Here is a 13,113-nt window from a genome sequence, read left to right as displayed (position 1 = left end):
GCTGTTATTATGATTAAAATGTCGAAACAAGTCCAAATCCTACTCGTTTACCGTCATAATAAGGAATAAATGCTGTTTTTTTATTTGTTTGTTTTTTAGAATCCAGTAGTCTTTTAATGGAAGGATATAACCAGTAAGCAGCCTTTGCACTTAATATCCCAATTCCTGCTCCGGCAACTACATCCGTGAGCCAGTGTCTATTATTATAAAGTCTAAATGCTCCTGTGCCTGTAGCGACTAAATATCCTGAAATACCATACCATATAGAAACATCCTTATATTCTTGATAAACTAATTCTGCTCCCATAAAAGCGGTGGCGGTATGTCCTGAAGGAAAAGAATTAAAGGCAGAGCCATCAGGTCGTTCTACTTTAAAAGTTCTTTTTAAACTATTTAGTGCAATTCCCATAATTAAATAAGAAGTTGCAACGATGATGGTTTTATCACGGAAATTATTTTTCCCTTTAATTCCAATAGCACTCAAACCATAAACGGAAGCTAAAGGCAGATATTGTGAAAAATCATCAATACTCACCTTTTTATCGATGTTCTCTTTTACCTCTTCTTTAATCTGGTTATTAAATGATTCGAGTTGATCATTACCAATTCCTATAATTCCATAAGTAATTAAAGCAACAGGAACAATTAATTGCTTTGCTCTAAACTGGATTTGTGGTTTACTTTTAATTAATAAACTATCTGCTGTGTTCGTTAAATCAATTGTCTGAGCAGATGATACCAAACTCAATAGTATTATAATAAAAAATGCAAACTTTTTATAAATCATAATACCAATAGATTAAGAAATTAAAATACTTTACTACAAATCCTGCGCATTAGCAATCAATTCAGCAATGTCCATAACCTTCACATCGCCTTCTTTTTCTTTATTTTTTATTCCATCAGTCATCATTGTATTACAGAACGGACAACCTGCAGCAATAATATCTGGTTTTGTTTCTAATGCATCTTCGGTTCTTTCTATGTTGATTTCCTTGTTTCCAGGTTCGGCGTCTTTAAACATCTGCGCACCACCGGCACCACAGCATAATCCATTAGCTTTAGAACGTTTCATCTCTACTAATTCGGCATCCAGTTTAAGTATTAGATCTCTAGGGGCTTCATACACGTTATTAGCTCTACCTAAATAACACGGATCATGAAAAGTGATTCTTTTTCCTTTAAATTGCCCTCCTTCGATTGTCAATCTTCCATCATCTAAAAGGGATTTCAAAAATTCCGTATGATGGACTACTTCGTACTTTCCTCCTAATTCAGGATATTCATTTTTTAAAGTGTTAAAACAATGCGGACAAGCAGTAACTATTTTTTTTGCCTCATATGCACTTAAGACCTCGATATTCATCATGGCTTGCATTTGAAACAAAAACTCATTTCCAGCTCTTTTTGCAGGATCTCCAGTACAACTTTCCTCAGTACCCAGTACCGCAAAAGAAACATTGCTACGATTTAAAATTCGAACAAATGCTTTTGTTATTTTTTTTGCTCTATCATCAAAACTTCCTGCACAACCTACCCAAAATAAAACTTCTGGTTGCTTCCCTTGAGCTAGCATTTCTGCCATTGTTGGCACTATTAAATTTTCTGACATGATTTCTTTATTGATTCGGTTAATCGATTATTTGATGATTAGGCAAAACGTCAAAACGCTTAACCAATTAAACTATAAAATTTTAGTTTTCGTCTTTCCAATTCAATCGGTCTTGTTGATTGTACTGCCACGGCGCACCATTATTTTCTATATTGGTCATCATTGCATTAATTGGCATAGGAGCAGAACTTTGTTCCATAACTAAATACCTTCTCATATCCATAATAATTGATAGCGGACTAATACTTACAGGACATTCCTCAACACAAGCGTTACAGGAGGTACATGCCCAAAGCTCTTCTGGTGTAATATAATCGTTTAACAATGATTTATTATCCGGAATAAAAACTCCTTTATTAGCATCTATATTCCGGCCTACTTCTTCAATTCGATCCCTGGTGTCCATCATAATTTTACGAGGAGATAATTTTTTTCCTGTAATATTAGCTGGGCATGCGGAAGTACAACGACCACATTCTGTACAAGTATAAGCATTCAATAATTGAACCCAATTTAAATCTTGTACATCACTTGCGCCAAACTTACTTGGCACTTGATTTTCCCCAGCTGGTGGCACTGCTGCAAATGAATCTGCGTTTGGATCCATCATCATCTTTACTTCTTTGGTCACAGATTCTAAATTATCAAATTGACCTTGAGGATTTAGATTTGCAAAATAAGTATTAGGAAAAGCTAATAGGATATGTAAGTGTTTTGAGAAGTACAAGTAATTCATGAAAATCAAAATACCAGTAATATGAAACCACCAAAATATTTCGGTAAGAAGCATCACCAATTCGTTTGACATCCCGTTAAATAACGGTTCAATAAATTGACTGATAGGAAATGAGCCTCCTTTGATAAAGTGAGAAAAGCCGCCAGGAACATTTTGCAAATGCAAATCACTTGCATTCATTAATAAAAACAAAGTCATTAAAACAACCTCAAAATACAAAATGTAATTAGCGTCATTTTTGGGCGCGCCTTTTAAATCTGAACTTGCAAATCGTTTTAATCTTATAATATTTCTTCTAGTCCAAAAAGTGATTACAGCGACTAAAACTAATACTGCTAATATTTCAAAAGAAGCAATCAATACATTATATACTGGTCCTATAAAAGCAAAAACCCTGTGAGTACCAAATAGACCGTCAATTATTATTTCTAGTAATTCTATATTGATTATTACAAAACCAACATATACTACAATGTGCAATGCGCCAGCTATTGGTCTTTTTACCATTTTAGACTGACCAAGAGCAATCATGGCCATATTATTCCAACGTGCTTTAGCGTTATCTTTTCTGTCAACTGCTGTACCTAGATTTATATTTCTAATAATTTTTCTAATATTATTATAAAAATATCCAAAACCTATAACCAATAATATGGCAAATAATACATTGTCTAAATAGCTCATTATTGCTAGTTTTTTGTTTTTACTATTGAATCATTTTTTGGAGCAATATATGGTTTGTTTTTCTTTCCAAATACAGAAATATTAACATATCTTGTTGGTGCTAGTCTTATATCTTGCAGTAACAATTCTAATTCTTTTGTAGTAGCTTTTAAATTTTCATAGAAGGCTTCATCGTGTAATAATTTTCCCATAGAACCCTTTCCAGCTTCTAAACCGCTCATTATACCGTCAACTCTTGCCAATGTTTTATTTAGATTTCTTACGGTTTTTCCTAAATCAGCTTTATTGATTGAATCCGATATTTTAGAAAAATCGTTAGAAATTTTGTTGAAGTTAGTGACAGCTCCTTTTATTTGAACTTTGTTTTCGTCTAATAAAGTATTTACACTCGCAGATGCTTTATGAAACTGTTCAATAGTTTTAGACAACTCTGATAAACTTACTTTCAAATCTTCTTGACCTTTTTTATCTAAAACATTATTAACTCCTGTTATTAGTTGATCTGTATGAAGCATTATTTTTTCAAACTTTTCCTGAAGCGGAGCTAACTGATCACCTACTTTTTCAGTAAGTCCTATTTTTACGTCTCCACGCAGTTTTTGTCCATCTTCTGCAATGGTTTTATCTTCAAAATTAGGATAAATCGCGATTTGCTTTCCTCCGATAAATCCTGGCTCATAAATTGTGGCTACACTGGATTTAGAAATTGGAAAATCAGTTTTTAATTGAAGCTCTACTAATAGATTTCCGTTTTCGTGATTTAAAGCGATACTATTCACTTTACCGATGATTAGACCATTTAAGGTTACAGGTGAAGATGTGGCCAATCCTTCAACATTTTTATATTCAACATAAAAAGTTTTGTAATTTGTAAAAAGGTCTCTTCCTTTTAGAAAACTGTAGCCCCAAATAAATAATAAAATAGATGCAATGACTAGTACGGCAGTTTTAATTTCTCTTGTTATTTTCAAAATTTAAGTATTTTGCACAAATTTAATATAAAAATTTAAACTTGTTATTATTATTTAACGGCTTCTTTTATACTAATTCTTTCACCGTTTTTAAAAGCTACCAGATATGCAGAGGAAAAACCTTTAGATTTTGCAATTTCTAAATTTTGTTTAGCTTCAGTATATTCTGATGTTGAACTATAATTGTACTTAAAAAAAATTCCATTCTCTGTTGATAATGAAACGTTTTTCAATCCTTTAAAATTAACGGGTACTAATTTGATGCTTTTTTTTGAAGTTGCAATTTGAACTTTAAAAACTACTTCAGAGGATTCTTTATCAACAGTCTTTTTTTGTGCAGATACCGTTTGCTCCGATGTTTTATTTTTTAAAATAATTGAAGAGTCTTTTCTTTGATTTTTCGTTGATCTTTCCAATACCGATTCATCTGAATCGATTTCAAAATATTGTTTTTTATAACTAATAATTGCACCAGCAATGGTTTCTGCCATTTTTTCTTGCCCCGATTCAGAATTCAGGTAAAGTCCTTCTCCTTTATTGGATAAAAAACCTAATTCAATCAAGACACTTGGCATATATGCAGCATCCAAAACCCACAAAGGCATTTGCTTAATTCCTCTCGATTTTCTATTCAATTTAGAAGTGAAATTCTTTTCTATTTTTGATGCCAAACTAATACTTCTGTTCAGATATTCTTCTTGCATAATCTTCAGACCGATAAGTGTTTCAGGCTTATTAGGATCAAAACCTTTATACGATTTTTTATAATTTTTTTCCAATAGTATTACCGAGTTTTCTTTTTTCGCTATTTCAAAATTAGTGTTGCTACGTGCCAAACCCATTACAAAAGTTTCAGTACCGTAAGGAGTTGCATTGGAAACAGAATTGCAATGTATAGAAATAAACAAGTTAGCGTCAATATTATTTGCAACCTTTGGCCTTTCTCTTAATTCTATAAAAACATCTTTTTTCCTTGTGTAAATAACCTGAATGTCCCGATCTCTTTGAAGATATTTTTCAACTTTTAAAGTAGTTTTAAGAGCGATATCTTTTTCAACAAAACCATTATAAGCGTTCCCTGGATCTTTGCCTCCGTGTCCTGCATCTAGTATAATAACAAAATTGCGACTGGATTGAGAAATAATATTTAAAGAAAAAAATAGGATTATAAACAAGAACTTGACATTAATTTCTTTTGATATTTTCAAAATTCAGGGAGTTTTTTTATTTTAAATGGAAACCTTTTCTAGTATGTTAATTTTTAATCGCGTCTTCAATACTGATTTTTTCGCCATTTTTAAAGGCGATTAAAAATGCAGAATCATAGCCTTTTAATTTGGCCTCTTGTAATTGTTTTTTTGCTTCTTCATAATCACGAGTTTCCCCGAACATATATTTATAGACATTGTTATCATAGGCTACAGATATATTTTTCAGCCCCTTGAAATTTCTTGGTTGCAATTCAACTCTTTTACTACTTGCAGAAAGTTGCACTTTAAATAGTGTTCCTGCGTTATCAGTTCCTTTCAGAGTTTTTTTTTGTTCAGAAGAATTAAAATTCAATTTAGGTCTAACTGCCATCACTGTATCTCTAATTGGTTTTTCAATGATTTTCTGTGATGGTTTAGTATCAAAGGTTTCCGGTTCGCCACTTCCGTAATATTCGTTTTTATAGCTAATAATCGCTGATGCAATAGCTTTTGCGATTTCATTCTGACCTTCTTCAGAGTCTAGAAGATTTCCTTCTTCAAAATTAGAAATAAAGCCCATTTCAATAAGAACTCGGGGCATGTACGCTTTATGAAGTACCATATAAGGCGCTTGTTTTACTCCTCCTCCTCTAATTTTTTTACCAAGAGCTCCAAATGCATCCTCAACTTTACTGGCCAAAGAAATACTGTTATCTAAGTATTCCTCTTGCATAAGAGTCATTCCAATCATGGTCTCAGGAGAATTAGGGTCAAACCCTTCGTATTTTTGTTTGTAATCTTTTTCCAAAGTAATTACAGAGTTCTCCTTTTTAGCCGCTTCTAAGTTTGAAGCCACTTTTGTCATACCCATAACGTACGTTTCCGTACCAAATCCAGCTGTATTTCTATTTGCATTACAATGTATAGAAACAAAAATATTGGCATCGGCTCTATTGGCAATATTAGCGCGCTCCACTAAATCAATAAAAACATCTGTTTTTCGGGTATAAATTACGTCCGTTAGTGGAGTTACCTCCAAAAGTCTACCTACTTTAAGCACCACAGCCAATGCAATGTTTTTTTCTACATGACCATTATACACTGCGCCAAAATCATGAGCTCCATGACCAGCGTCTAATGTTACCTTAAAAACATTAGATTGGCTAGAGGCAGAAAAAGAAACTACCGTAAGAAAAAAAGAAACCAGTATTTTAATTTTAAATGTAATGTGCATAATTCTTGAAATTAATTTAATTAAAACTCTAGGGTCATAAAATCTTTATTTGATTATTTTTGACAAAAAATTATATGTAAGTTTGACGTGTCAAAAAACAGGCCATAATTTTACAAAAATAGCATTTAAACCTTTGCATACAAACTTATTTAATATCGTTTTATTATCAATTTTCCTATCAATTGGATCAGGTAAATTATATTCCCAAAATAAAATAAAAAAAACATCCGTTATAGCTATTAATAAACAAAAAGATAGCTCTAAAACTGTTGTTTCATCGATTGGAAAATCGACTGCGATTATAAATAAAGAAAACGATTCAATAAAAATCGATTCTCTAAAACCAAAAAAAGCATTTCTTGATGGTAAAGTAAAATACAAGGCCGAAGATTACGCTAATATTGATCAAAAGAAAAAACTTATTACCTTGTATAATAAGGCCGAGCTATATTATCAGGACATAGAACTAAAATCTGGTATTATCGTTATGGATTATGAAAAGAATGAAGTTTATGCGGGTCGGATAAAAGATTCTTCAGGAGTTTACACTCAATATCCAAATTTCAAACAAGGAAGTAATGTTGTAGAACCTGATTCTATTCGTTTTAATTTTAAAACTAAAAAAGCACTAATTTGGAATTCAAGATCTGACCAAGGGGAATTTAAAATAAAAGCAGAAATCACAAAAAAAGAAAATGACTCTGTTTATTTCCTAAAAAACGCTCGATTTTCAACATCAAAAGATGTAGATAATCCAGAATATTACTTCCAAACTAGAAAAGTAAAATTTATTCCGGGCAAAAAAGTAGTCACGGGATTGACTAATATGGTTATCGCTGATGTTCCAACACCAATAGCATTGCCTTTTGCTTTTTTTCCTATGAGTAAAGAAACCAGCCTGTCAGGAATAATCTTACCTAGTTACAATGATTCTAACACCAGAGGTTTTTCGTTGCAAAATGCTGGATATTATTTTGCGCTAAGCGACAATTATGATTTGACTGTTTTAGGTGATTACTACACCAATGGTAGTTATGGTATGCGTTTTGAATCCAGTTATGCCAAACGGTATAAATTTAGAGGTAATTTCAATGTTAGATTTGAAAATTTAATTAATAGTGAAAGAGGATATCCTGATTACTCCAAGCAAAAAATTTACAACATACAGTGGTCACATGCAAAGGATTCAAAATCGAATCCGAATTCAAGCTTTTCGGCATCTGTGAATCTGGGGAGCAGCAAATATTTTAGGCAGTCGATCAATCAGGCAAATGTCGGTTCAAACCTGAATAATACATTAAGTTCCTCGATTTCATACAGTAAAACATTCAACACCATTCCGCAAGTTAGAATGTCGTTGACGGCAACCCATTCGCAAAACACGCAAACCCAAGAAATTAACATGACTTTGCCTACTCTTCAGGTAAGTATGGATCGTATTTATCCTTTTGTTGGCAAAGACGGTGTCAAAAAAGGATTTTTCAAAAATATCAACCTGCAATATAATTTAAGCGGAAAAAATAGTATTGTAACGACTGATTCTTTATTCTTTAAACCACAAATGTTTAGAGATGCTAAAACCGGTATTGAACACACAATCCCCTTAAGTACTAATTTCAAATTATTTAAATATTTCAGTGCTTCTAGCTCTTTCAATTACAGAGAAGTATGGTACACCAAAACAATTTCAAGAAATTACGATATAGATAAAAGTAAAGTAGTGGATAATACTATCAATGGTTTTGATGCATTTAGAACGTATTCTTTCTCATCCAGTTTAGGAACTACAATTTATGGTACTTTTAATTTTGGTGATGATAAAAAAATAAAATCCATCAGGCACGTCATGCGACCTTCCCTTTCATATGGCTACACTCCTAGTTTTGAAAAATATTACGATAGCTATGCTTCGGATGCTACAGGAACTATGATTAAACAATATTCTCGATTTGAAAGTGGGATTTTTGGAGCACCGGGAAACAGCAACTCTAACACGCTTGGTTTCGATTTGAGTAATACATTTGAAGCAAAAGTCACCGATAAGGATTCGACAAAAATTGAACCTAAAAAAGTAATGCTTCTTAACAATTTGAATCTTTCTACAAGTTACAACCTAAATGCTGACGGAGTTACCGCTCTTGCTTTTGCACCAGTTCGAGTTAGTGGTGGTACACAACTATTTAAAAATAAGATGAATGTGAATTTTGGCGCCACATTAGATCCTTATGCCATTAATAATTCAGGAACCAGAATTAATGTTTTCAATATTGACAATGGCGGAAGTTTGTTCCGAATGACAAGTGCAAATATGACTTTGAATTACGCCATATCAAGCAAGGAAAAGGATAAACCTAAGAAAGAAAAGAATACCCAAAGTCAGAGAAACGGTGGTCGTGAAGATGATTTATTTGGAACAAATACAGATTTAGGCGATAGTAGAAAAAGTCAATTTGGTGAGGAAAAAGAAAATGAAGAGGACAAAATATCGGAGTTTTTTAGTGCTAAGTTACCTTGGGATATGACATTTGCATATTCACTCACTTATGGGAATAACAACAGAGAAAAGAAAATTATTGGGAATTCATTAATGATTTCAGCTAACGCAGACATTACACCGAAATGGAAAGCAGGTGTATCTACAGGTTATGATTTTGTTCAAAAAGGCGTAACATTTACACAGTTTCGTTTCGAAAGAGATTTACTGAGCTGGAGAATGGATTTCAATTGGACACCATTTGGAAATAATGCTAACTGGGGATTCTTTATTGGAATAAAAGCCGGAGTGTTAAGCGATATTAAATGGGATAAACGCAGTAGAACCAATCGATAGTTTCGTAACTTTTTTTGATTACGATTAATTTCAAACAGAAAACAGATAAGGATTTCGCATCTTTAAAAACAGAAATTAATAAATCATCATTGATTAATTTCCAAAGAAACATTTAAAAATCTAATACATTCATTTTATGAAAAAAATAATTTTTACCGAAAATGCACCAGCGCCAATCGGCCCTTATAATCAAGCCGTACTTAAAGGAAATACACTTTATACTTCAGGTCAAATTGCTATAAATCCAGCAACTGGAGAATTAATTACGAATACTATTGAATCCGAAACTGAACAAGTGATGCAAAACATGAAAGCGGTTTTAGAAGCTGCGGGAATGACATTTGAAAACGTTGTAAAAACAACTATTTTCATAATGGATATGAATGATTTTGGAAAAATAAATACTGTTTACGGATCTTATTTTAATGAAAAAACCGCGCCCGCTCGTGAGACAGTTCAAGTGGCTTGTTTGCCAAAAAACGTAAATGTAGAAATTTCTATGATTGCTATTCTTTAGTAATCTTGTGATCAGTTCAGGTTCTTAATATAGCTAACGGCTAGGTAAAAGTACTATAAAACATATTAGTAAAAATTGATTTTAAATAAAAAACACTACTAATTTACTTGTAAAAAAGTAAATTAGTAGTGTTTTTTATTTAATGGTAAACAGAAAGCTCCTTCTTAAAACTATTTATTTGCTATATGATACGCAATAAGTCCGTCAATAGGTCTTCTCAAAACATTTCCTAATTTCAGTTCATATTTATCAAAAGTCTCTTGCAATTCATCCTTTAAATAAAAGGCAATGGAACCTACAAAATGAACAGGAACTTCTTTACAGTTTTCGTATTGTTTAATGTAATTTTTTACAAAAGATTTCATCCCTTTAAAGATAATTTTTCTGCAAAACTCATTGTCTTTATGTTGAATTAGGAACTTTGCAAATGTTGCTAAATAAGCGTTTGGATTTGCTTCTTTATATAATTTACTTTTAACTGCATCAGGTTCTAAATCGTATTCTTTTTCAAATTCAACAGCTAATTCCTTAGGCATTTTGTTGAAATAATACTTTCTGATTAATTCTTTTCCAAAAACATTACCGCTACAGTCATCCATAACTATATAACCTAATGATTGCACTTTTTGATGTAATTCTTTACCATCAAAATAACTGCAGTTAGACCCAGTACCTAAAATACTAACAATAGCTTTTTCACCTTTAGGAGTAGTGGCATATACAGCAGCATAAGTATCCTCTTCAACGACTATAATTGCGTTTGAAAAATAGCTTTGAAAGATTTGTGAGAGAGAAACTTTCATTCTTTCAGTTCCGCAACCTGCTCCATAGAAAAACAAATGGGTAGCTTCCTTTTTATTTTGCAAAATATCAAAACGGTCATTTAAACGTTCAATTATTTCTTCTCCGTCTAAAATTTCAGGATTTAATCCTAAAGTTTGTGTTGTAAACAATACTTTTCCATCATCATCTATCGCAATCCAATCGGCTTTGGTAGAACCACTATCAACTAATAATCTCATTTTTTTTTGGTTTTTTTGGTTTTTTTGGTTTTTGAATTTTGAGCAATTTAAATTAAAATACCTGCAGCATAAAATTTGGACTTTAAAAAGTGCGCAAAAAATAAAATCCCGTTAAAAATATAACGGGATTTGTAAATATAAAGAATTATTTTAAACCTGCAATATGTACAGATAAATCAATTAATTTGCTAGAATAACCATATTCATTATCATACCAAGAGATGATTTTAAAGAAAGTAGAGTTCAATCCAATTCCAGCATTAGCATCAATAATAGATGTTCTTGAATCAGAAACGAAATCTTGCGAAACAACTAAATCTTCCGTGTATCCTAAGATACCTTTCATTGTAGTTTCAGAAGCATTTTTCAATACTGCCATAATTTCTTCGTAAGAAGTTTCTTTTTCAACTTTTACAGTTAAATCAACTACAGAAACGTCAGTTGTAGGAACACGCATTGACATACCTGTTAATTTTCCATTCAATGCAGGAATAACTTTCCCTACCGCTTTAGCGGCACCTGTAGAAGAAGGGATAATGTTACAGGAAGCAGCACGTCCACCTCTCCAGTCTTTTCTAGAAGGACCATCAGTAGTCATTTGAGTTGAAGTTGTAGCATGAACAGTAGTCATTAAAGCTTCAACAATTCCGAAATTATCATTTATCACTTTAGCTAATGGAGCTAAACAGTTCGTTGTACAAGAAGCATTAGAAACAATTAAATCAGAAGCTTTTGCCGATTCATGATTAACACCCATTACAAACATAGGGGCATCAGCTGAAGGAGCAGAAATAATTACTTTTTTGGCTCCACCTTTGATATGCTCGTTTGCAGTTTCAATAGTAGTAAAGAAACCGGTACATTCAGCGACTACATCAACTTCAACTTCATTCCATTTTAAATCTGCAGGATTTCTTTCTGCTGTGATACGAATATTTCTTCCGTTTACAAAAAGTTTTCCTTCTTTTACTTCAACAGTTCCATTAAAACGACCGTGAACTGAATCATATTTTAATAAGTAAGCTAAATGATCTACATCTAACAAATCATTTATAGCTACAACTTCTACATTATCTCTGTTGAAAGACTCTCTGAATACAATTCTTCCAATTCTTCCAAAACCGTTTATTCCTAATTTTACTTTTGACATTTTAATTGATTTTTTGTTTATTTTCTGTAACTTCATTTAAAGTCTAATTTCCTCGCAATAAACTTCATTTTTTTATTTATGTAGACATGATGTCTGAAACTCTTAATAATTCTCTGTCTATTTCTGTTTTACCTTTAATAGCTTGTTCTAATGGCGTCAACGTTACCTTATCATTTTGTAAGCCAACCATGTAGCTCGATTTTCCTTCTATTAACGATTCAACCGCTTTTACTCCTAGTCTACTTGCCAAAACTCTATCAAAACAAGATGGTGAACCACCACGTTGCATATGACCCAAAACTGAAACACGTACGTCATATTCCGGTAAATTAGCATCAACATAATCTTTCAATTCAAATACGTTCTTCCCTATTTTATCACCTTCAGCAATAACAACTATACTAGATGATTTACCGGAAGCCTTACTTTTTTGCAGGGATTCAAGTAATCTTTCTAATCCTAAATCTTCTTCAGGAATAAGGATTTCTTCTGCTCCTGCACCAATACCGGCATTCAAAGCAATATGACCTGCATCTCTACCCATTACTTCTACAAAAAACAGTCGGTTGTGAGAACTTGCGGTATCTCTAATTTTATCAATTACATCTACAACGGTATTCAAAGCTGTATCATAGCCTAATGTATGACTTGTTCCAAAAATATCATTATCAATGGTTCCGGGAATACCCATTACTGGAAAATTAAACTCATTATTAAATAACAAACCTCCAGTAAAAGTTCCGTCACCACCAATTACCACCAAAGCATCAATTCCTGCTTTTAAAAGATTTTCATGTGCTTTTTCTCTACCTTCTGGCGTTCTGAATTCCGTAGAACGAGCCGATTTTAAAATCGTCCCTCCTTTATTAACTATGTTATTTACACTACGAGGTCCCATTTCTTTGAAGTCACCTTCAATCATTCCTTGATATCCTCTATAAATTCCTATACATTCTATGTTATGATAAGCACATGTTCGAACAACTGAACGTATCGCGGCGTTCATTCCTGGCGAGTCTCCGCCTGAAGTTAGAACGCCAACCTTTTTTATTGTTTTTGGCATTATTTAAGTATTAAAGTGTAAAATTAACAAACATTCAGCACTTATAGAGCTGAGTTTTTAATAAATTAGAACAGTCCTTTAAATTCAAACGTTTTCGTTAGTAA

At 32.5% G+C, this 13,113-nt stretch carries 11 protein-coding genes; 2 read left to right on the top strand and 9 right to left on the bottom strand.

Going from position 1 to position 13,113, the window contains the following annotated elements; genetic code table 11:
- Nucleotides 1-13: 13 nt before the first annotated feature.
- From ACFX5D_RS07080 to ACFX5D_RS07055, 6 genes are all read right to left on the bottom strand, one after another.
- Nucleotides 14-787, bottom strand: a complete 774-nt coding sequence (locus tag ACFX5D_RS07080) for a phosphatase PAP2 family protein (protein WP_379857530.1) — start codon at nucleotides 785-787, stop codon at nucleotides 14-16.
- A gap of 33 nt (nucleotides 788-820) precedes the next feature.
- The gene (locus tag ACFX5D_RS07075; protein ID WP_379857529.1) at nucleotides 821-1,612 is read right to left on the bottom strand and encodes a (Fe-S)-binding protein; all 792 of its coding nucleotides are present in this window, start codon (nucleotides 1,610-1,612) and stop codon (nucleotides 821-823) included.
- A gap of 82 nt (nucleotides 1,613-1,694) precedes the next feature.
- The gene (locus ACFX5D_RS07070; RefSeq protein WP_379857528.1) at nucleotides 1,695-3,032 is read right to left on the bottom strand and encodes a 4Fe-4S dicluster domain-containing protein; all 1,338 of its coding nucleotides are present in this window, start codon (nucleotides 3,030-3,032) and stop codon (nucleotides 1,695-1,697) included.
- 5 nt (nucleotides 3,033-3,037) lie between these two features.
- Nucleotides 3,038-4,003 carry an MlaD family protein gene (locus ACFX5D_RS07065; protein WP_379857527.1) on the bottom strand — a complete coding sequence of 322 codons (966 nt, stop codon included), beginning with the start codon at nucleotides 4,001-4,003 and terminating at the stop codon, nucleotides 3,038-3,040.
- Nucleotides 4,004-4,053: 50 nt separating this feature from the next.
- Nucleotides 4,054-5,211: an N-acetylmuramoyl-L-alanine amidase gene (locus tag ACFX5D_RS07060; RefSeq protein ID WP_379857526.1), complete on the bottom strand. Its 1,158-nt coding sequence runs from the start codon at nucleotides 5,209-5,211 to the stop codon at nucleotides 4,054-4,056.
- Between the two features lie 46 nt (nucleotides 5,212-5,257).
- A complete protein-coding gene (locus tag ACFX5D_RS07055) occupies nucleotides 5,258-6,427 on the bottom strand; it encodes an N-acetylmuramoyl-L-alanine amidase family protein (protein ID WP_379857525.1) in 1,170 nt (389 codons plus the stop codon).
- Nucleotides 6,428-6,509: 82 nt separating this feature from the next.
- On the opposite strand from ACFX5D_RS07055, the gene ACFX5D_RS07050 reads away from it, so the two are divergent.
- Together ACFX5D_RS07050 and ACFX5D_RS07045 are read left to right on the top strand one after the other, a co-directional pair.
- Nucleotides 6,510-9,257, top strand: a complete 2,748-nt coding sequence (locus ACFX5D_RS07050) for a putative LPS assembly protein LptD (RefSeq protein ID WP_379857524.1) — start codon at nucleotides 6,510-6,512, stop codon at nucleotides 9,255-9,257.
- 136 nt (nucleotides 9,258-9,393) lie between these two features.
- Entirely contained in the window at nucleotides 9,394-9,774 is a 381-nt protein-coding gene (locus tag ACFX5D_RS07045; RefSeq protein WP_379857523.1) for a RidA family protein, read from the top strand.
- 170 nt (nucleotides 9,775-9,944) lie between these two features.
- Here the strand turns inward: ACFX5D_RS07045 and ACFX5D_RS07040 are convergent, their stop codons facing one another.
- The 3 genes from ACFX5D_RS07040 to pfkA all read right to left on the bottom strand — a co-directional run bounded on the left by ACFX5D_RS07040 (nucleotide 9,945) and on the right by pfkA (nucleotide 13,009).
- Nucleotides 9,945-10,796, bottom strand: coding sequence for an N-acetylglucosamine kinase (locus tag ACFX5D_RS07040; RefSeq protein ID WP_379857522.1), 852 nt, complete (start codon nucleotides 10,794-10,796; stop codon nucleotides 9,945-9,947).
- Between the two features lie 145 nt (nucleotides 10,797-10,941).
- Nucleotides 10,942-11,946, bottom strand: a complete 1,005-nt coding sequence (gene gap, locus ACFX5D_RS07035) for a type I glyceraldehyde-3-phosphate dehydrogenase (protein WP_379857521.1) — start codon at nucleotides 11,944-11,946, stop codon at nucleotides 10,942-10,944.
- A gap of 76 nt (nucleotides 11,947-12,022) precedes the next feature.
- Complete coding sequence (gene pfkA / locus ACFX5D_RS07030; protein WP_379857520.1) at nucleotides 12,023-13,009, bottom strand: 6-phosphofructokinase; 987 nt, start codon at nucleotides 13,007-13,009, stop codon at nucleotides 12,023-12,025.
- Between the last annotated feature and the right edge of the window lie 104 nt (nucleotides 13,010-13,113).

This window comes from Flavobacterium fructosi, assembly GCF_042787335.1.
In the GTDB taxonomy this organism is placed as follows: domain Bacteria; phylum Bacteroidota; class Bacteroidia; order Flavobacteriales; family Flavobacteriaceae; genus Flavobacterium; species Flavobacterium fructosi.
Note: the sequence above shows the minus strand (reverse complement) of the source record. Positions and strands in the feature narration are given on the sequence as shown.

What these genes read in the sequence shown, in the direction of transcription:
- ACFX5D_RS07080 (WP_379857530.1), bottom strand. Translation starts at nt 787, where the DNA reads ATGATTTATAAAAAGTTTGCATTTTTTATTATAATACTATTGAGTTTG.
- ACFX5D_RS07075 (WP_379857529.1), bottom strand. Translation starts at nt 1,612, where the DNA reads ATGTCAGAAAATTTAATAGTGCCAACAATGGCAGAAATGCTAGCTCAA.
- ACFX5D_RS07070 (WP_379857528.1), bottom strand. Translation starts at nt 3,032, where the DNA reads ATGAGCTATTTAGACAATGTATTATTTGCCATATTATTGGTTATAGGT.
- ACFX5D_RS07055 (WP_379857525.1), bottom strand. Translation starts at nt 6,427, where the DNA reads ATGCACATTACATTTAAAATTAAAATACTGGTTTCTTTTTTTCTTACG.
- ACFX5D_RS07045 (WP_379857523.1), top strand. Translation starts at nt 9,394, where the DNA reads ATGAAAAAAATAATTTTTACCGAAAATGCACCAGCGCCAATCGGCCCT.
- ACFX5D_RS07040 (WP_379857522.1), bottom strand. Translation starts at nt 10,796, where the DNA reads ATGAGATTATTAGTTGATAGTGGTTCTACCAAAGCCGATTGGATTGCG.
- gap (WP_379857521.1), bottom strand. Translation starts at nt 11,946, where the DNA reads ATGTCAAAAGTAAAATTAGGAATAAACGGTTTTGGAAGAATTGGAAGA.
- pfkA (WP_379857520.1), bottom strand. Translation starts at nt 13,009, where the DNA reads ATGCCAAAAACAATAAAAAAGGTTGGCGTTCTAACTTCAGGCGGAGAC.